The following is an 18,364-nucleotide window of genomic DNA, read 5'->3' as shown; positions in this document are numbered from 1 at the left end:
TAACTCGCAATACATTTTATAGCGTCATGGCGATCTCTTAGTATGTAGCGCATGATGCTAATTGGTTTGTTGGCTAGCAAGTAAGTGGATTAGCAGCAATTCTCATTATGGAAATTTAGTTAGTGCCATGAATTATTCACGGAAGATCTGCGGTCATGTTTGGCATGATCTCGCTCGACAATAAACCCGTAGAGACTTGCTGCGAAATCATACCAACACACAAAATGGCGTAGCTATTTTGTGTGTTTAAAATCCTTACTGGGTTTGTTTTTAATTCACAAAAGTGTCCTCACACTTTTGTGAATTGGTATTAGGCAGTCGCTTTGATAATTTCCTGTAACTTATTGCAAGCTTTTGAAATTGCATCGATGCTGCCGGGATTTACTAATCCGTAATAGTCGAAGGTGTAAACGCGATCGCTAATTACAGCATCAAGTTTGTTCCAAAAGGGGGCTTCTTTCAGCTTATTGATTGTGCCATCGCCCACATCAACAAGAATGAGGACTTTGGGATTTGCTTCTAAAACTTTTTCGGCAGAAAGAGTGATATAGCCACGTTGGGGGCTTTGACCCTGTAACTCGGCAGCCGCATTATTAATTTGGAACTGGGTCAGTAAATCACCAGCCCAACTATTCTTATTAGGAGCTAGGATTGGTTGCGAACTCACTAAAACGAGGGTTGATTCTGGCTTGGCAGATTTAGCTGATAGTAAGGATTGATAGGATTGAATTAGGGTTGTGGGATCAGCTTGAATTTCAGTAGAGATCGCTTTGGTTAATTCCTCTAGTGATTTCCAACTAGTAATGCTAGAAGTCATGGTCTTGATGCCCAGCCCTTTCAACTTTTCCAGAACTTGATCGTGAAATCCAGTTGCGCCAATTACTAAGTCAGGTTTGAGAGCGATGATTTTCTCTAGATTTGGTGGGGTTTGTCCTTCGCTAACTTGGGGGAGTTTGCTCATTTCAGCATTCTCTCTCAATAAGCGACTTCCGGGAATACCGACTAATTTAGTTTTATCTAAGCGATAGATAATGTCTGCTGAAAGTGAAGTCAAAGCAACAACCTTAGAAGCAACCGTAGGTTTAACTTCTGCTATTTGAGGATTATTAGGAGGAGTTGGAGCCGAAGATTGGGAAGGGATAGCTGGATTGCAAGCTACGGTAAATATGGCGATTAGGGTAATAATTAACCAGTTTCTGAGCGATCGCATGAATTGAAATACTCGATAAATCATAATTATAAGCTATTGATAATTTTGAGGGATTTGAAAAACCATTTATGAATTACTTTCTATGGGTAAAGGTTCTAAGAGATCCCCCTCAATCCCCCTTGTAAAGGGGGAAGAAGAAAATCCTCCCCCCTTTACAAGGGGGGCTGGGGGGGATCTCATCGCTAACTTAAAACATTGGCGATCGCCTGTTTTTGTTCCGCGTCATAGCCCCATTTTTCGAGAAATGCTGCATACTCACCGCTATCCATATTGGCGGAATCCTGCATTTGTTTGGCAATGGCACGAACTTCTGGCAAATTGACTTTCTCAATTAACAGGGCAGTGCGTTTTGCTACGCGATCAGAATCATTGGCTTGATCGGGTTTGTCATTGCGTCGATGGGTGATTGCCATTGCGGTTGACATAGCGAGATTTTTTACTAGCAATTCAGCGATCGCATTAGGTTCAGCTTGCAATGCTTGAATGATTGCAGGGCTAGGATTATCAGCGAGTTCCCATTCCTCTGTCAAAAAGCACACGAAAAAGCCTCTGGCTCCATTGGAGGTTTTGACAAGGTTGGTAATTTCTGATTGCAGTTGAGCATCATCAAGATCGGTGCGCGATAGTAGCTGCTCAGTGTAGGCGATCGCTTCTTCAAAGGTCATTGCCCTCTCATGTGAAGACTTTGGTTGCAGCAAGCTCAGTAAATGTCCTTCTGGCGATCTCATGGCGGCAACTTTACCAAAGGAAGGTTCACGCACGCGCCCCTGTAAGGATGCGCCGAGGGATTCTAATTTGGCGATCGTCTCCTGTAAATCAGTGACATGAAAACTAAGGATCGGCGATCCACCAACTTCAGCTTGATTTTCTGCACCATGGATGATGATTTTTGTACCATTTGCATCTAGCTCCGCCATGTTAGGACTGGCATTGACCACCGTTAGCCCTAAGCCTTCCTGATAGAATTTCACCGCCGCAGTTACATCTTTGATCATCAGCATAATATGTCGGAATTGAATAGTCATTTTTAACTGCTCCTGAATAGAAAAAGAATTGATGCTAATGTGTCGCGCGTAGCGCGACACATTAGCGAATTAAAATACAAAGGTCAAACCTGCTCTCAGACTGATTCCCGATTGAGCGTATCTGGGTAGATCCGTCGGGGCAGGAGCCGTAATCAGAGGGCGCACATCGGAATAGAGGAAGTATTGACTATTAAAGAGATTGAAGATACCCATGTTTAAGGTGAGTTGGGGAGTGATTTTATAAAATCCTGTTAGGTCAACCACAGTATAGCCTTGCGGCGTATAGGAATTGGCGGGACGGTTACTGGCAAGTCGAGGTTGCCCCGCAAAGGTGGCGATCAAATCCGCACCCCAAATATTTTCGGGAGCGCGATAACGCAAACCTGTCACTAACTTGATCGGATCGACAGTTTCCAAAGGTTGATTGGCAGTCAAGTTATCGCCAACGGTCAGACCTAGAGCCGAAATCAGGCTAAGCCCATAATTTTCAGGGCTAAAGCGATATTCACCACTTAGCTCCAAACCGTAGGTACTCGCTCGCGCCACATTCTGACTTTGGAAGAAGGTCACATTGGGAATGCCATTGACAGAACCAGTACCCGCATTAGCAAAGGCTTCAATGAAGTTATTGTAACTGTTGTAAAAGCCCGTCAGCCCAAAGTTGAACTGGGGATAGTTAGCGCGAATCCCTAGCTCAAATGTGTCACTGGTTTCTGGCTTGAGGTTGGGATTTGAGAGGGTCTGATAGCGAAAGAAAGGACTGGTGAGATTGGTAAAACCAGAGTTGATCTCACTGTATAAGGGAGTGCGGAAACCCTTGGCATAGCGTCCCACTAGCGTCCATTCAGGTGTTGTTTGCCAGACAAAGCCAAGACTAGGGGAAACTGCCGAATCGCTGAAGTCTGCTGCAACTGCACTAGGGGAATTATTTAGATAGAGTTGATCGAGTTTGGTGGTGAGTTTGTAGGAGTCAAAGCGCAAACCTGCAATTATGGAGAAAGTATCACTAAAGTTAAATTCATTCTGGGCATAAATCCCTAAACGGAAAGTGTCGGAATCAGGAAAGTCTTTGACGGGAAAGCTATCGGAACCAACTAAATTTGTATTGCCAATATTCGCTCCAGCCGCATTAAACCGATTCTCGATACCATTGCGAATCCGTTGATTGCTGGTGTTAGAGATATCAATTCCATAGGTAAGAATATTGGAAATCTGATCGATTTTGAATTGACTTTGGAATTGAACTTCACCACCAAACAGGCGATCGCTAAAGGTATTCGTGAGATTACGAAAGCGCCGCCGATCCGCACCTGCACCAGTTCTCACAAAATCCTGAGTCCGAATTTCCTCAACATTCGCATTTTGATAGTACAGCAAAGCTTTAACGGCAGTTATAAAGCCCATACTATTGGGATCGTTGTAGTCATAGGAAATGCTGAAGCGATCGCGAGAGACATTATTATCTAAAGTCTCATCCTGTCCCCGAAACCCTGTCGGTGATTGCAATCCCGCCACCGTAATTGGTGCAACCCTAAAATTATCGCGATTACGGAAAATCTCCGCCGCAAAGCTAATTTTACTGGTTTGATCAATGCGATAAACCAATTTGCCGATCCAGTTATTACGCGCATTGCTACGGCTATCAACAAACTCATTACCCGTGGGAACCCTTACCTCGGCTCCATCACGGCGCGTATAGCCTAGCAAACCTTCAAAATTGCCCTCCCGAAAAGCGATCGCGGCGGAATTTGTAAACCCGCGATCGGTGGTTTCATAATTAGTGGATAGACTGGTAACTACCGATTGATCGGGGCGCTTTTTGAGTAAATCCTCTGGCTCAATGGTACGGAAACTCACCACACCACCAAGGGCATCACTGCCATAGAGTGCCGAGGCAGGACCCCGTACAACTTCTACTCGTTGTAAGCTCTCAATATCCACATAGTCACGCCCAAGGGAAGGTGTACCGAAGGAGAATTGATTGGGAACGCGAATGCCGTCATTGAGAATGAGAACACGGTTTCCGCCTAGTCCGCGAATATTGATATCCTGCAATCCATAGCGGCGATTGTTGCCAACGGAAACATTAGGCTCATAGCGGAAAACATCGCGTAAATCTTGGGCAAGGTTTTGATCTAGTTTCTCGGCATCAATGACGCTAATCGAAGCGGGAGATAGGCGCACAGGACGCGCCCGCCTTGCCCCTGTAATCGTAATCTCTTCATCGGGATCATCATCGCGATTGAGGCTGTAGAGGATACCTTGGGTTTTTAAAGTCACCTCTTGGACAGGCGGTTTGCCCTTGCCAGCAACGTTTACGCGAATCGTGTTGCCCTCTAATTGTGTCAGGCTGATGTTACTAATTTCCTCAGTGGGATTAGCGGTTGTAAATTCCTGTCTATCAGGAATTGCCAAGACTGCATTGGGAATATCAGCAACGAGGTCATTACCCTCAATTCGAAAGTTATTGGTGTCAACTTGCAGCGATCGCCCTTCTGCGGTTTCCAGAATAATCTCTAATCTAGAGCTAGTAGGATTAATCTGGATATTTGTAATTTTTACGGGGGATGCTTGAGCGGTTTCTACAGAATTAGGCTGATTTTCCTGATTTGTTATAGAAATTACTGAATTATTAGGAACATTTTCAGCGATCGCGAGTTCTACAAATAACAGCGATATGGGAATGCTAAACAATAAAAAAGCAGCATTCTTGAGCAGAATGTAATGAAGTTTCATATGATGTTGATGTCGATTTGATATTGATAAATTCGATATTTGAGGGCAAGTTGGCGCTTGCCCTTTTTCTTGGGGAATTGCTTACCCCTCCCTACCCCTCCCCTTTCAAAGGGGAGGGAACAAGATTTCTAGCTTTTCCCCTTTTCAAGGGGCAATTAAAGGGAGTTTTTGAGAGATGTGGGTGGGGGATCTCTGGCAACTAAATCACCGTCGGATCGCGGCTTTTAACTAAAGTATGCGATGGCGACAGCAAACAGATCTGTAAACCCACAGGTGTAATGATCGTCACTGCTTCCACATCAAAAACTTGACGTAGATTATCGGGAGTGATTACATCCGCCGATCGCCCGATCGCTTTAATCACACCCTGCTTTAACATCGCTAGGCGATCGCTATAGCGCATCGCTAGATTAATGTCATGCAGCACCGTAATAATCGACAATTGCCGCTCTTGGTTGAGCGTCTTCAGCAGTTCCAATAGTTCTAACTGGTGATGCAAATCCAAAAATGTGGTTGGTTCATCCAGTAAGAGAACTTGGGGATCTTGAGCCAAGGTTAAGGCTAAGAAAGCCCTTTGACGCTCACCGCCTGAAAGCTGCTCGACGGGGCGATCGCTTAATTCTGTGAGTTGAGTTTGAGTGATCGCCGTCTCCACCATTTGCCGATCCTCTTCATCCAGATCCCATTGCCACCAAGGTTGATGGGGCGTGCGTCCCAGACTAACCAGCTGTCGCACCGTCAAGCCCGATGGAATCGTCTGCTGTTGCGGCAAAATCGCTAACTGCCTAGCCACAACATTGGCGGGCTGTTGATGGATTGCTTTACCATCGAGTAAAACCGTGCCTGTTTGCGGTGTCAAAATCCGACTGCATAGCTTCAACAAAGTTGATTTGCCTGAACCATTTGCGCCCACTAAACTCAACCATTCTCCTTTATGGAGAGATAGGGACACATCCTGCAAAATTGTTTGCTTGCCATAGCCACCAACGAGATGTCGAGCCTCTAGCAGTGCTTCAGCAAGATTATAGGAATCATGATTATCCATTACTAACCTCTCTGACCGCGCCGATAGAGTAACCAAATAAATAATGGCGAACCAAGCAACGCTGTCACTGCGCCTACAGGTAATTCCACCGTGCCAAGGCGCGATAGCAAATCCGCCAGCGTCAGTACCCATGCACCACCGATCGCGGAACAGGGTAAAATCCATCGGTAGTCAGAACCAACTAGCAAGCGTACGCCATGCGGCACAACTAAACCGACAAAGCCAATTAGTCCCGCCATACTCACGGCACTCGCTGCCAGTAAACTTGCCACTGCACCGATCGCCAAACGCGATCGCACCAGCGAAGTTCCCAATCCTGAAGCTAGGTCGTCACCAAGATTTAACAAGTTCAATGGACGCGCTAATAAACAACCTGCGATTAGTGCCATCCCCACATAGGGACCAACATTATTCACTTCAGCCCAGCCGCGTCCATTCAGGCTACCAATCAGCCAATTTAGTGCCGATTGAATCCTGCCATCATCAGCTAGTAGTAGCAACGTAGTTTGGATTGCACCAAACATCGAACTAATTGCCACACCCGCCAAAATCAAGCGCTCAACCGATAATCCTCCGCCCAAATAGCCAAGGCTATAAACGAGAATTGCCGTGGCGATCGCGCCAAACCAAGCCCCTACAGGCACGAGAGTTTGGACTACGCCAAGGGTAATCATGGCGATCGCTACGAGTCCCGCCCCTGCGGAAATGCCCAACACAAACGGGTCAGCCAGACCATTTCGCAACATTCCTTGCAATAAGGCTCCCGACATTCCTAGCGCCGCACCGACCACCATCGCCGCAATGATGCGTGGTAATCGCAATTCCCAAATAATCGTTTGATTGATCGATTCGCCTTGATGCCAAAGTGCTTGCCAGAGTTCATTCCAACCCATCGGCACGGCTCCTTGACATAGGGAAACTGCCATCGTAATGAGCAGTCCGACTATCAATAAAACTAGCGTGGGCAGGAAGCGATCGCGCAACAGCAAATGATTAAATTTAACTTTTTGATTAACTTTCTGAACTACCATCAACCCAAATCAACCTAATAACTCTAATACTATCTTTTGCCATAAATAAGTTGTTGGAATTAAATGTAGACTTAAACGTAGGATGGGTTAGCGACAGCGTAACCCATCATTGGGTAATTGATGCTGTTTATAATTGATGCGTTACACTGCACTAACGCATCCTACACATAATTAAGCTTTACAAATTAGCAACAAGCTAGGTAACTATTATTGTGAATTTTCGGCAATCCTCCATAAAATGCCCGATGGATCGATGATGACAAAATCGCGCATCTTCCATTCTTGCTGTTGCGGTGGAACAACTCGCACCTGATACTTTTCGGCAATTTTGTGGTCTTGCACTTCAGCCCACCAACTATCCACATCTTCAACCAACAAATGCATCATTAAGGTTTCGGCAAGTTCCTTTACATAAAAGTCCTGCAAGTAAAAGCCGATCCCTGTATTCCCAACATTAAAAACAGCTAACTCTGCATCCTCATAAAATATTTCAAAACCAAGATCCAAATAAAATGATTTGGAAAGATGGAAATCTCTTGCAGGCACAAAGGCTCGCAGATTGATCGCGTTCAAATTAGACACCGAACTCAGCCCTCAACAGCGCCACCCACTTTTTTAATCTCTGCTCCGTTAATTCTGATTGATTGGTATCATCAAGAGCCAGCCCGACAAATTTGCCATTGCGAACTGCTTTGGACGCATCAAAATCATAGCCTTCCGTTGACCAATAGCTAACAGTCTTGCCACCACGTTCAGTGATCTTCTCTTCGAGAATGCCGATCGCATCTAAGAAATTATCGGCATAGCCAACCTGATCGCCACAACCGAAATAAGCAACTTTCTTACCCGAAAAATCCACATCATCAAGCTCAGGATACAAGCCTTCCCAATCCGATTGCAATTCACCAATATTCCAAGTTGGGCAACCAATAATCAAGCAATTATAGTCCTCAAAATCACTAGCATCCGCCGTTGATACATCATGTAATTCCACAATTCCTGAACCAAATATTTTCTGAATTTCTTCAGCCGCGCTCTCAGTATTACCAGTCTGAGTCCCAAAAAACAAACCAATCTTAGCCATAGTTTTATTTGTCCTTATGTAGAAGAATAATTATTGAATAGTTAAAAATTGGAAGATAACTAGACGAGAATCTAAATGCGTGATTCCCACAATGATGGGGGCCAGCTTTCGAGAATATCTTGATGCAATGTCAAATAGTGATTTTTCCAACTGAGCAAACCTTCAACACGCAACTGATTCAACGCTCTAGTCATGGTTACTCGCGTTGATCCAATCGTATCGGCAATATCTTGATGGGTGAGCTTGATATCGATCATGATTCCGCGATCGCATGGTTTCCCAAACTTTCTAGACAACCAAATCAGAAATTTTTTGAGTTTGATATCAATAGTGCGACAGTGGGCGATGCTCAGTAATTGTTGTGTCTGTTGGCAATGGGTAATAATCGCACTAGAAGCCTGTTCCCATAAAATCGAAGGCAAGATTTCTACTTCAACATCATTCAAACATTGAATCTGATAAGGATCGAGAGTTGACATGAGACTACCAACTATATCGCCTTCACTCCATAGTCCTAAGACAATCTGATTCCCTTCTTCGTCCCAAGTCAGCGTCCGTACAATTCCCGTTTTAATCCGCCACAGTAGATCACTACGGATCGGAATATATTCATAACGCTTGAAGCAATAGCTCTTAAGTCCATGATTGAGAAGGTGCAAAACCTTGGGCGGTGCGATCGGAATTGATAAATGGTTGTCAGCTAATTTAACTAATGTGGAATTCATGACTTGAACCTCTATAAAGCTCTGTATATTTATCTCTGGATCAGGGACATTAGCACCCAAAAGTTGACCAGATAAGTGAATGATGCGATCGTAAGCAGACTGCCAAGAAACATCGCCATAATTTTGTTCTCTAAGATTTTTTTTTCTTCTCAAAGGTGTGGTTTTGCCACACCTTTGAGAGCAATATTTTTTATTCCGCAGTCGCCATATTTAAGGCACGACTCACACGACTGAAATCAAAACCGATCGCTTTCAATGCATGATACAAATGTCCTTGCAAGAAGAAGAAGGCAAGAATGAAATGGGCATTAGCCAACCAGCAACGGGGAGTATGCGCTCCCAAAGGTAAAGACACAGTGTCAGCATAGAAAGGCATCACACTCAACTTCACTTGCAAAACTTCGCCATAGAACTCCACAGGATAAGCAAGTGTATTCACAGCACAGAAGTAGGAAGCAACAAAACCAGCTAGTGCGATTCCACCTAAGGAGTAGGAGAGAATTGCTTCACTAGAAAAAATCAAGACTCTCTTTGCCCAAGCCAAAGGTGGCACGACAATATGCCAAATCCCACCACCAATCAGCATCAGCCCTACATAAATATGACCACCAACTAAGTCTTCTAGGTTATTTACATCGGCAAAATGGGTTTGATAACCATAGATAGTTAGAGGATTTAGCGTTGGTTCGGTGACCACCCTTACAGCATGAATTGTGGAATCGTAAAGCCCGCCCCAGTACATCGCTTTTGCCGTCAGCAGTAACGCACCAGCACCCAAGAACAACAAATGATGTCCCAAGATGATCCCCAATTTGCGCGAGTCAGTCCATTCAAAGTGGAAATTTTTGGCAAAGCCCTTAAGTTCTTTTAAATTTGCGGGAGTTTTGGTGAGGTGAAACAAGGCTCCCGCCGCTAAAACTGCGGAAGAGATCAGGTGGATTGAGCCAATCACAAAATAGGAATAACTATCAATAATTGTGCCACCTTCTCCAACACCAATCCCCAAAGAAGCAAGATGGGGCAGTAAAATTAGACCTTGGCTACCCATCGGCAGATCGGCTCGATACCAAGAGATTTCATACAAAGTAAATGCACCAGCCCAAAAAGCAATCAATGCGGCTTGAGCGACATGAGCCACGATAAAAAGACCAGATAGATCGGCAAAACGAGCATTCCCAGCCCACCAATCAGATTTTACGTTAGGTTTTTCAGAGATTTGCATAGCTACCTAGTTCAACAATAAGTTATCAAAAGTTAAGATTTTGAGATGCAACTAATAGGAATCACTCTCAATAATTTACTTCGCTAATCTTACTAGACAATCCTTTATTGAGAATTACTTTCATTAAAATTCTTAACATAACTTAATCAATAGCTGTTTTGGTGGCGCGGCTTCGCCGCGCCACCAAAACGGGGGTTCCTCATTAATCGCAGATCCCTTATCAAATTTGAGTATGATTAAGTTCTTATCTCTTTTGCTAACTATCTATGCAACTTGCCTCAGAACAACGTACAAAACTTGATAACTCTGATGATGCGCTGTTCTATGACTATCCGCGCTTTGTCACCCATGTAGACGATCGCTTTATTCAGCAATTGACAGAGCTTTATCGTCAGCGATTACAAACCAATACAAGAATTCTTGATTTGATGAGTAGTTGGGTATCGCATCTGCCCGAAGATATGGAATTTAGCCATGTAGAGGGACATGGACTTAATGCTGAGGAATTGTCTCGAAATCCGCGCTTAAATCATTATTTTGTCCAAAATCTCAATCAGCAACAAGTATTACCCTTTGCTGATCAATCCTTTGATGCCGTGTTAAACACCGTCTCCGTGCAGTATTTGCAATATCCAGAAGCTGTATTTGCCGAAATTCATCGCGTTCTTAAAGTTGGTGGAATCGCAATTATTAGCTTCTCAAATCGGATGTTTTATCAGAAGGCGATTCAAGCATGGCGGGATGGCGAAGAAAGCGATCGCACTAAGTTGGTATTTAAGTATTTTGCTTCTGTGCCGAAAGGTTTCTCCCGTCCTGAGCTAGTGGCTAATGTACGACCTAGTTCTCCTTTTTTAGCAATGTTTGGTATGGCTAGCAGCGATCCGTTTTATGCTGTAGTAGCAACTCGTTGTGGTTGATATATATATCAAGCTTTGCATGGCATATATATCTAGATAGAAGGATGAAATGGAATGACTGATGTTTTAGTAATTGGTGGTGGCATTATCGGTTTAGCGACAGCGATCGCCCTTTCTCAGAAAGGCGCAAATGTAACTGTGGTTGAGCGTGATCTTTGTGGACGTGGCGCGACATGGGCGGCGGCGGGAATGCTTGCACCTGAAGCAGAACGACTAGAGGGAGATCTCCTAGAATTTGGGATTCGCAGTCGGGAAATGTATCCGCAATGGATAGCGAACTTAATGCGATTATCAGGGCAAGATTGCGGCTACTGGTGTTGTGGGATGATCGCTCCAGTTTTAGAAGAAAGCGATCGCCAAGTTATCTCTACGCACCCCAAATATATTAACCGAGAAGAATCTCGCAAGCGTCAATCTGGATTAGGGGAATCGATTTTAGGCTCTCTCTGGTTACCTGAAGATGGACAGGTTAACAATCGCAAACTTACCCAAGCTCTATTAACAACTGCGCGATCGCTCTCAATTAAAATCCTAGAAGGCACGGCAGTTTATCAAATAGTGCGTGATCAAAAGCGAGTGATGCATCTCGATACTAGCGCGGGTAAATTGCAAGGCGATCGCTATGTTCTGGCAACAGGCGCTTGGACGCGATCACTGCTGCCTTTGCCGATTAAGCCCATCAAAGGACAAATGCTTTCAGTATTTGATGGTGATCGTAAATTACAACGAGTAATTTATGCGCCAAGTTGCTACATTGTGCCGCGCCAAGATGGAACCATTGTGATCGGTGCGACAGTTGAGGATAATGGTTTCTCGCAGGGCAACACTGCCTCAGGCATTGCTCAACTGTTAAATAGAGCAATTACCGTATATCCTGCGATCGCTGATATGCAAATCACTGAAACATGGTGGGGATTCCGTCCCCATGCTCCTAATGAAGTTCCACTGCTAGGGGCTAGTGATTATGACAATCTAATTTTGGCAACGGGTCACTACCGTAATGGGATTCTTTTTGCTCCAATTACAGCTAAACTAATCACCGATTTTATGGTTGATGGCATAACCGATTCTATCTATTTACAGTAACTTGAAAGCTATGCTTTGCGTGGCTTTTAAGCTGAGATTAGGGCTTGGAGACCAAGCCCCTACATTTACGGATATGTAGGGATTTGGTCTCCAAATCCTCTTTTAAGATGACTTAGCTACTAGAATGTAACGCGCTTGTATAAATCTCGCAAACTAATTTCAAAATTTACTGATCCCAGTTTCAGAATTGCATCTTCACCCACATAGTCGGATAAAATCCATTTACCATTAGCCTGTTTTGCATATTGTTCTATTCCATAGTCAGTTTGATCGACAAGGATATATTCTTGAAAGCTAGGAATAGAGCGATAAAGCTTAAATTTATTTTCGCGATCATATTCTCCTGTGGAGTTAGAGAGAACTTCGACAATTAAACAGGGATTAGTAATTCCAGTTTGTTTCTCATCCGTAAAAATTGGCTGTCCTTTTACTACAACCACATCAGGGTAAGTATAGCGTTTATGATCTGGCATCCATAGACGCATATCACTCATAAATATCTCATATTCCTGCTCTTGAATCGACAATGGAAAAAGACGACAGAAATTAAGAGAGATTTTATTATGATTTGCGCTTGCTCCTGCCATAGGTATGATATCTCCATTGACAAATTCGCTTTTAAACTCGGCTTTTTTTTCTAGTTCGAGATATTCATCTACGGTGTAGCGCTTAGTTGTTGCAAGTACCATGAGTTTTTAGCCTCCCAACTTTGTTCTGATTATATACGAAGGTCAGTGCTTCTCACTGACCTTCAAGTAATCGAAAGTTACGATCGCAACTTTCGATTACCTTATTCCAAATCGCAAAATGGATTTCTTTATTACGCTTGCGATCGCTTCTAATTTCTAAAACTTGTGTTCCCTTAGCGCTCAAGGAACTAGTAAGGCGATCTCGAAAATCTTGCCAATCTTGAATGAGCATATGTTCACAACTATATGCCGAGATGATCGGTGCAAAGTCCAGCCCATGACTTGTTCCGAAGAATTCTTCAAAAGTATCTTCAAATTTGGAAATGGGTAGTAAATCAAAAATACCACCTCCATCATTATTGAGCAGAATTACTGTAAGAGAAATATTATATTTTTTAGCTGCCAGCAATCCATTCAGGTCGTGATAAAATGCTAAATCTCCACAGATGAGAACCATCGGATGATCACATCCCCACGCTGCACCAAGTGCACTTGATAAAGTTCCATCAATGCCATTTGCACCACGATTGGCTAAAACTGTAATCGGGCGATCGCTATGGAAGAATGTATCCAGATCGCGAATCGGTGTACTGCTAGCTACATAGATATAAGTATCCGCAGGCAAAATCTCAGCAAGTTCTGCATAAACTTTGCCATCGAATAATTCATCAATTTCTGCAAGAGATTCAGCGATCGCATGTTCGGCGATACTCTCTGCTAGTTCAAAATCTAAGCGCCATTGCTTGTCCTGCCAAATTGGTTGAGCATAATTTTCTAAATAATTGGCTAACTGCAAGCAAAAGCTAACAGGCTGAACATTTAGCGCTTGAGTAAGTCCATGGGTTGGATCGCTATTGGTGCTACCGACAACGATCTGCTGACAGCCAATATGCTGCTGTAGCCATAGCATGTAACTTTTAGAGGTAGGCATAGCTCCAAAACGAATCACTATTTCAGGAGCATGAGCCTTAGAGAAATTCGGCGAACGCAGAAAACTATCATAATGTCCAATTTCATCCCGACGATGCGCTCCTGTGGCTTCGATCAGCAATGGATAACCTGTTGCTTTGGCGAGTTTTCGGACAGCATCTAAAAAATCTGTGGGCGCGTCATACACACCCACAACTAATACACCCTTGGGATGACTAATAATTTGATTTGCCATAGCCGCGATCGCATCTGTACCGAGCGATCGCATTCCCGTAATGACTTGACTATAGGCGGCTCCCGATGGATTACCAAACATCGCTTCTGGACTGCTGAGAGCTAAATCTTCTGGCACATCATTAGCCACAGGCACGGGTGGCATCGGATCGGCAAAGGGGAAGTTAAGGTGAACTGCACCTGCTGGGCTGTCACCTTTACCCATAGATATGCTTACAGAACGACTAATCAGCGATCGCAAATAACGCAGTCGAAAGCCGAGAATCTCTGGTGTCCCCACTTCAAAAAAATAGCGAACATGCTTTCCATAAATATTAATCTGATCGATAGTCTGTCCTGAGCCACAATCACGCATTTCTGGCGGGCGATCAGCAGTCAAGACCACAAGGGGAATCTGACTATAATAAGCCTCAATAATTGCAGGATAGTAATTAGCTGCGGCTGTTCCCGATGTGCATAGTAGCGCCACAGGAGCCATTTTTACCTTCGCTAAACCTAAAGCAAAAAAGCTGCTTGAACGCTCATCAATATGCACCAAAATCTGAAAATCAGGACAGCGATCGCGCAATTCTGCAAAAGCGATTACAAGTGGCGTAGACCTTGATCCAGGGGAAACACACACAGTGCGGACATCTGAGCGATAGAGTTCTTCAGCAACGATACTTGCCCAGAGCGTATTCCGATTGGCAGTATTCATCTGATTACAGTTCCATTCGCACTAAAGTGAATGCTGTAACCTAGTTCAGCTAACATTTGCCGCAAGATCGGTAAGCTCAATCCTAAGACGTTGGTATGACATCCTTCGATTTTATCAATTAGCAATCCTCCCAATTTCTCCAAAGTAAAGCATCCTGCACAGCATAGCGGCTCGCCCGAATCCACATAGCTATCAATTTCCGCATCAGTTACTTCTGAGAAATGGACTTTAGTTACTCCGTATCGCAGAACCGATCGCTCATTGTTAGCATCAATCAAGCAATGTCCTGTATAGAGTTCACAATAATTGCCGCGCATCTTTTGCCATGTGGCGATCGCCGTTTGCTTAGAGTCTGGCTTACCGTAAATCATGCCATTGAGGTACATGATCGAGTCACAGCCCATAATCAATGCATTCTGTCCTATAAATTCTGAGGCGATCGCTTTGGCTTTGCACTGCGCCAAGGTCATTACTAATGATGTGGGATCGCTCACCTGAATCGCATCTTCGTCAAAGTGACTCACTCTGATTACTGGCTTGATACCAGCATTTTCTAAAATGCTCTTGCGTGTGGGCGAAGCGGAAGCAAGGACAAAAATGGGATTGGACATAGGATCTAACAAAGTAAAAAAGAGAAAAGATAGAAATATTTGTCAGGTTTTCTCTTATTTACCCTACCGTATTTTCGTTAGTGATTCATGTTACTTGGAACTCAGATGATGAATCTCTTGCTACTAGCATGACAGGGCAACCACAGGGGGATTGCCCCTACCCCAATAATTTAAATTTTGTAGGGGCTGCGCCCCCGTGCCAGCCCTAGACTTAATATGATTGCAAAAATTCCATCCACTTAACATCAGTTAGTGATTTCCAGCATTGTCTTCTGACGATGGCTATCAACTTTTCTAGATTGATACTAAAATATACTTAGATTAAAGTTTCTTAATATTTGGGCAATCGTATCGTGCTAATCCAATCAGACTGGCTCAAAAGACTACGAGGGCGCTCGTTTGACCTAGAGTTGGGGGCGATCGCAATAATTTATTTTGTGCAAGGAGCAATGGCAATTTCGCAACTTGCCGTAAGTTTCTTCCTTAAGGATGACTTAGGACTTAGCCCTACGGAAGTTGCCTCAATGGTTGGCATTACGATGTTGCCTTGGACAGTTAAACCCTTATATGGCTTAATTTCTGACGGCTTTCCTGTTTTTGGCTATCGTCGCCGCCCTTACCTATTGCTATCAAGTTTTCTAGGAATTTTTGCATGGGTAAGCATGAGTTCATGGGTCGCGACTCCCTTTTGGGCGATCGCCATGATTGCGACTGGTTCCTTATCACTTGCCTTTTCTGATGCGATTACCGATGCTCTGATTGTCCAACGCGCAAGACTAGAACCAGAAGGCGATGCAGGATCATTGCAGTCCTTTAGTTGGATTGCTTCGTCAATCGGGGCAATTATCTCTGCTTATTTGAGTGGCTATCTATTAGAGCATTTTGGCGCAAAATTCGTTTTTGAAATCACAGCGATTTTGCCTCTTTTGGTGGGCATTTCCGCCTTTGCGATCGCGGATAACCCCATGTCTACGATTTATATAGTCGCTCCTGATCCGATCAATAAATCCAATGATGGCAGTTCATCAACTAAGCCAGAAAACTTATCGCGAAATTCACAGATCTGGATGTCGCTCAAGTTTAACTTTATTCAATTACGTCAAGCCTTTACAAATAAGGCGATTTGGTTACCAGCCGCTTTCTTGTTCTGTTGGCAAGCGTCGCCAAGTGCCGATACTGCTTTCTTTTATTTCACAACCAATGAACTGAACTTTAACCCTGAATTTCTTGGAACAGTTCGATTTGTTGGAAGTTGGGCGGGACTATTAGGTGTATGGCTATTTCAGCGCTTTTTCAGAGGTGTGCCAACCCGCAAAATATTCTTTTGGACAACTATTGTCTCAACTTTATTAGGACTTACCAGTTTATTGTTAGTCACCCATGCCAACCGTTCACTAGGTATTGACGATCGCTGGTTTAGTCTTGGTGACAACTTAATTTTGACTGTGGCGGGGCGGATTGCCTTTATGCCCGTCTTAGTATTAGCCGCGCGGCTATGTCCTGAAGGTATCGAGGCTACTTTATTTGCATTGTTAATGTCAGTGTTGAATATTTCGGCGCTATGTTCTTTTCAACTAGGCGCAGGTTTGACCTATCTATTAGGCGTTACTGAATCTAATTTTGATAATTTATGGTTATTAGTTTTAATTGCTAATCTCACCAGTCTTTTGCCATTACCACTCTTAAAATGGTTGCCCGAAGAGAAAAATATTAAGGAAGAAATTGCTCCTTTTACACCGTAAGCCAAAACAACGATGATGGTTACAGAGAATCTTAAAAATCTTCAGACGACGATTGACCTGCTCAATAGCGCACGAATTGTTTCGACAGTAGGAAGACTTAAAAGATTTTTTTGACCGAAATCACTGAAGAGAATTACTTCCTTAATTTGAAGATCGCGGTTTTGGTGTTGTTGATATAGGTCGCTGTAAGCCGAGGTGATCGCTAATTCCATCTAAATTTTAATTTAGATGGAATTAGAATGACTTTATATTAGAGCGATCGCAAAAATCATTTTTTTGGCTCAGGATTGCTAGTGGGAGCATTGACATTGATAAAGGGTAAAGCTCCATTGCTAGACATTACCAGTGGAAATTTACCATCCCATTTCTCGATCGCCTGTTTCTGTAAAATTTCTGAACTCAAAGATGTCTGTAACAGCTTTTGGGCTTCTGCTTGTCCTCTAGCACGTGTGATCGCTGTTTCCGCTTCTTTAGCTGCTTTTTTGGACTCGAAGTCTGCTTTTTGCAGTTCCTGTTCTGCAACCATCTTGTCAGAAAGTGCCTTTTGTTCGGCAATTTGTTTATCTTCTGTTGCCTTATTAAATTCATCAGAGGCAGTGACATTCAAAACTGATAGATCGGTTATTAGAATGCCATAGGACTCTAATCTCTGTTTCGCCTTTGTTTCTAGTTCCTGTTTTAGCTCTGTACGTTCGATCAAATTCTTCTCAAGACTTCTTGCGGGAATACGCGCCTTCACAATTTCTTCTAAAACAGGAGCGATAATTCTGGCTACCAACTCCTCATTATTCCCAAATTGTTGATAAACTTGTTGGATTTTATCTGGTGAAATTTGCCAATTGAGAGCAACCTTTGTGGTAATTCGTTGTAAATCTTTTGTGCGAGCATTGGCTTCAACATCGGTTCTTTGAATACGGATATTCATAACTCTGACTGATGATACAAAAGGAACTATAGGATGAGTACCTTCATTTAATACAAGTTCTTGCACCTTGTTAAAGGTTACGAGAATGCCGCGCTCTCCTGTATTAATCACCGCAAAGGATTTAGGGAGAATTACAGTCAAAGCTACAAAAATTATGCTTCCAAACCAATACCGTTTTTTATTTAACGACCCAAGGATTTCACCCAGCCTAATACTAAACATGACTGCCTCAAAGTTTTTCAAATTGATGTTTTTCTAATTACTTCTCACTGAAACTAAAATGAAATACGCATTTTGTTACAGAACTTTATTTTGGATTGCAAATTTCAATCCAAAAACTATCGAGATTGAGACGACTATTGAATGAGATTGTATCCTACGATTTTTGCTTGATCACTTTCGACCACCAGTACAAACTCTTCTGTAACATTAACGTAGCTAAACTCAGTAGTATA

At 43.3% G+C, this 18,364-nt stretch carries 17 protein-coding genes; 3 read left to right on the top strand and 14 right to left on the bottom strand.

The genetic code is table 11. The annotated features are described in order from the left end of the window. Nucleotides 1–310 precede the first annotated feature (310 nt). The 9 genes from B9G53_RS01720 to B9G53_RS01670 form a co-directional block, all read right to left on the bottom strand. The gene (locus B9G53_RS01720) at nucleotides 311–1,234 is read right to left on the bottom strand and encodes an ABC transporter substrate-binding protein (RefSeq protein WP_254923508.1); all 924 of its coding nucleotides are present in this window, start codon (nucleotides 1,232–1,234) and stop codon (nucleotides 311–313) included. A gap of 158 nt (nucleotides 1,235–1,392) precedes the next feature. After that, on the bottom strand, nucleotides 1,393–2,235 hold the full coding sequence (locus B9G53_RS28300) for a VOC family protein (RefSeq protein WP_254923507.1): 843 nt from the start codon (nucleotides 2,233–2,235) through the stop codon (nucleotides 1,393–1,395). A gap of 69 nt (nucleotides 2,236–2,304) precedes the next feature. Continuing rightward, nucleotides 2,305–4,971, bottom strand: a complete 2,667-nt coding sequence (locus B9G53_RS01705; RefSeq protein WP_094528590.1) for a TonB-dependent hemoglobin/transferrin/lactoferrin family receptor — start codon at nucleotides 4,969–4,971, stop codon at nucleotides 2,305–2,307. Between the two features lie 199 nt (nucleotides 4,972–5,170). After that, complete coding sequence (locus B9G53_RS01695) at nucleotides 5,171–6,016, bottom strand: ABC transporter ATP-binding protein (RefSeq protein ID WP_094528588.1); 846 nt, start codon at nucleotides 6,014–6,016, stop codon at nucleotides 5,171–5,173. Nucleotides 6,017–6,018: 2 nt separating this feature from the next. Then, on the bottom strand, nucleotides 6,019–6,942 hold the full coding sequence (locus B9G53_RS01690; RefSeq protein WP_369682990.1) for a FecCD family ABC transporter permease: 924 nt from the start codon (nucleotides 6,940–6,942) through the stop codon (nucleotides 6,019–6,021). 312 nt (nucleotides 6,943–7,254) lie between these two features. Further along, nucleotides 7,255–7,629 carry a VOC family protein gene (locus B9G53_RS01685; RefSeq protein WP_094528586.1) on the bottom strand — a complete coding sequence of 125 codons (375 nt, stop codon included), beginning with the start codon at nucleotides 7,627–7,629 and terminating at the stop codon, nucleotides 7,255–7,257. Then, nucleotides 7,622–8,131 (bottom strand): flavodoxin FldA, encoded by a 510-nt coding sequence (gene fldA / locus B9G53_RS01680; protein WP_094528585.1) that lies wholly within the window; start codon nucleotides 8,129–8,131, stop codon nucleotides 7,622–7,624. Before fldA ends, B9G53_RS01685 begins: the two co-directional genes overlap by 8 nt. Before the next feature lie 71 nt (nucleotides 8,132–8,202). Beyond that, the gene (locus B9G53_RS01675; RefSeq protein ID WP_094528584.1) at nucleotides 8,203–9,009 is read right to left on the bottom strand and encodes a Crp/Fnr family transcriptional regulator; all 807 of its coding nucleotides are present in this window, start codon (nucleotides 9,007–9,009) and stop codon (nucleotides 8,203–8,205) included. A 37-nt stretch (nucleotides 9,010–9,046) separates the two neighbouring features. After that, the gene (locus B9G53_RS01670) at nucleotides 9,047–10,078 is read right to left on the bottom strand and encodes a chlorophyll a/b binding light-harvesting protein (protein ID WP_094528583.1); all 1,032 of its coding nucleotides are present in this window, start codon (nucleotides 10,076–10,078) and stop codon (nucleotides 9,047–9,049) included. A 266-nt stretch (nucleotides 10,079–10,344) separates the two neighbouring features. Here B9G53_RS01670 and B9G53_RS01665 point away from each other — a divergent pair, with 266 nt between their 5' ends. Together B9G53_RS01665 and thiO are read left to right on the top strand one after the other, a co-directional pair. Continuing rightward, nucleotides 10,345–10,995 carry a class I SAM-dependent methyltransferase gene (locus tag B9G53_RS01665; RefSeq protein ID WP_094528582.1) on the top strand — a complete coding sequence of 217 codons (651 nt, stop codon included), beginning with the start codon at nucleotides 10,345–10,347 and terminating at the stop codon, nucleotides 10,993–10,995. A gap of 54 nt (nucleotides 10,996–11,049) precedes the next feature. Beyond that, the gene (gene thiO / locus B9G53_RS01660; protein ID WP_094528581.1) at nucleotides 11,050–12,081 is read left to right on the top strand and encodes a glycine oxidase ThiO; all 1,032 of its coding nucleotides are present in this window, start codon (nucleotides 11,050–11,052) and stop codon (nucleotides 12,079–12,081) included. A 119-nt stretch (nucleotides 12,082–12,200) separates the two neighbouring features. Here thiO and B9G53_RS01655 read toward each other — a convergent pair whose 3' ends face one another. The 3 genes from B9G53_RS01655 to B9G53_RS01645 are packed head-to-tail and all read right to left on the bottom strand — an operon-like array spanning nucleotide 12,201 to nucleotide 15,242. Continuing rightward, complete coding sequence (locus B9G53_RS01655; protein ID WP_094528580.1) at nucleotides 12,201–12,770, bottom strand: Uma2 family endonuclease; 570 nt, start codon at nucleotides 12,768–12,770, stop codon at nucleotides 12,201–12,203. Nucleotides 12,771–12,822: 52 nt separating this feature from the next. Beyond that, nucleotides 12,823–14,631 carry a 2-succinyl-5-enolpyruvyl-6-hydroxy-3-cyclohexene-1-carboxylic-acid synthase gene (menD, locus tag B9G53_RS01650; RefSeq protein WP_094528579.1) on the bottom strand — a complete coding sequence of 603 codons (1,809 nt, stop codon included), beginning with the start codon at nucleotides 14,629–14,631 and terminating at the stop codon, nucleotides 12,823–12,825. Then, a complete protein-coding gene (locus tag B9G53_RS01645; RefSeq protein ID WP_094528598.1) occupies nucleotides 14,628–15,242 on the bottom strand; it encodes a nucleoside triphosphate pyrophosphatase in 615 nt (204 codons plus the stop codon). Before B9G53_RS01645 ends, menD begins: the two co-directional genes overlap by 4 nt. Nucleotides 15,243–15,595: 353 nt before the next feature. On the opposite strand from B9G53_RS01645, the gene B9G53_RS01640 reads away from it, so the two are divergent. Beyond that, the gene (locus tag B9G53_RS01640) at nucleotides 15,596–16,984 is read left to right on the top strand and encodes a folate/biopterin family MFS transporter (RefSeq protein ID WP_094528597.1); all 1,389 of its coding nucleotides are present in this window, start codon (nucleotides 15,596–15,598) and stop codon (nucleotides 16,982–16,984) included. A 41-nt stretch (nucleotides 16,985–17,025) separates the two neighbouring features. On the opposite strand, the gene B9G53_RS27085 is transcribed toward B9G53_RS01640, so the two are convergent. Next, on the bottom strand, nucleotides 17,026–17,196 hold the full coding sequence (locus B9G53_RS27085) for a hypothetical protein (RefSeq protein ID WP_176453051.1): 171 nt from the start codon (nucleotides 17,194–17,196) through the stop codon (nucleotides 17,026–17,028). A 56-nt stretch (nucleotides 17,197–17,252) separates the two neighbouring features. After that, on the bottom strand, nucleotides 17,253–18,131 hold the full coding sequence (locus B9G53_RS01635; protein ID WP_094528578.1) for a prohibitin family protein: 879 nt from the start codon (nucleotides 18,129–18,131) through the stop codon (nucleotides 17,253–17,255). Between the last annotated feature and the right edge of the window lie 233 nt (nucleotides 18,132–18,364).

The sequence above is a fragment of the Pseudanabaena sp. SR411 genome, assembly GCF_002251945.1.
Classification (GTDB): domain Bacteria; phylum Cyanobacteriota; class Cyanobacteriia; order Pseudanabaenales; family Pseudanabaenaceae; genus Pseudanabaena.
The sequence above is the reverse complement of the archived record's forward strand: the minus strand, read 5'-3'. Positions and strand labels throughout refer to the sequence as shown.

Bases quoted from the DNA above. Each gene is read 5' to 3' on its own strand.
- B9G53_RS01720 (WP_254923508.1), bottom strand. From the start codon at position 1,234: ATGATTTATCGAGTATTTCAATTCATGCGATCGCTCAGAAACTGGTTA.
- B9G53_RS28300 (WP_254923507.1), bottom strand. From the start codon at position 2,235: ATGACTATTCAATTCCGACATATTATGCTGATGATCAAAGATGTAACT.
- B9G53_RS01705 (WP_094528590.1), bottom strand. From the start codon at position 4,971: ATGAAACTTCATTACATTCTGCTCAAGAATGCTGCTTTTTTATTGTTT.
- B9G53_RS01695 (WP_094528588.1), bottom strand. From the start codon at position 6,016: ATGGATAATCATGATTCCTATAATCTTGCTGAAGCACTGCTAGAGGCT.
- B9G53_RS01690 (WP_369682990.1), bottom strand. From the start codon at position 6,942: ATGGCAGTTTCCCTATGTCAAGGAGCCGTGCCGATGGGTTGGAATGAA.
- fldA (WP_094528585.1), bottom strand. From the start codon at position 8,131: ATGGCTAAGATTGGTTTGTTTTTTGGGACTCAGACTGGTAATACTGAG.
- B9G53_RS01670 (WP_094528583.1), bottom strand. From the start codon at position 10,078: ATGCAAATCTCTGAAAAACCTAACGTAAAATCTGATTGGTGGGCTGGG.
- B9G53_RS01665 (WP_094528582.1), top strand. From the start codon at position 10,345: ATGCAACTTGCCTCAGAACAACGTACAAAACTTGATAACTCTGATGAT.
- thiO (WP_094528581.1), top strand. From the start codon at position 11,050: ATGACTGATGTTTTAGTAATTGGTGGTGGCATTATCGGTTTAGCGACA.
- B9G53_RS01655 (WP_094528580.1), bottom strand. From the start codon at position 12,770: ATGGTACTTGCAACAACTAAGCGCTACACCGTAGATGAATATCTCGAA.
- menD (WP_094528579.1), bottom strand. From the start codon at position 14,631: ATGAATACTGCCAATCGGAATACGCTCTGGGCAAGTATCGTTGCTGAA.
- B9G53_RS01645 (WP_094528598.1), bottom strand. From the start codon at position 15,242: ATGTCCAATCCCATTTTTGTCCTTGCTTCCGCTTCGCCCACACGCAAG.
- B9G53_RS27085 (WP_176453051.1), bottom strand. From the start codon at position 17,196: ATGGAATTAGCGATCACCTCGGCTTACAGCGACCTATATCAACAACAC.
- B9G53_RS01635 (WP_094528578.1), bottom strand. From the start codon at position 18,131: ATGTTTAGTATTAGGCTGGGTGAAATCCTTGGGTCGTTAAATAAAAAA.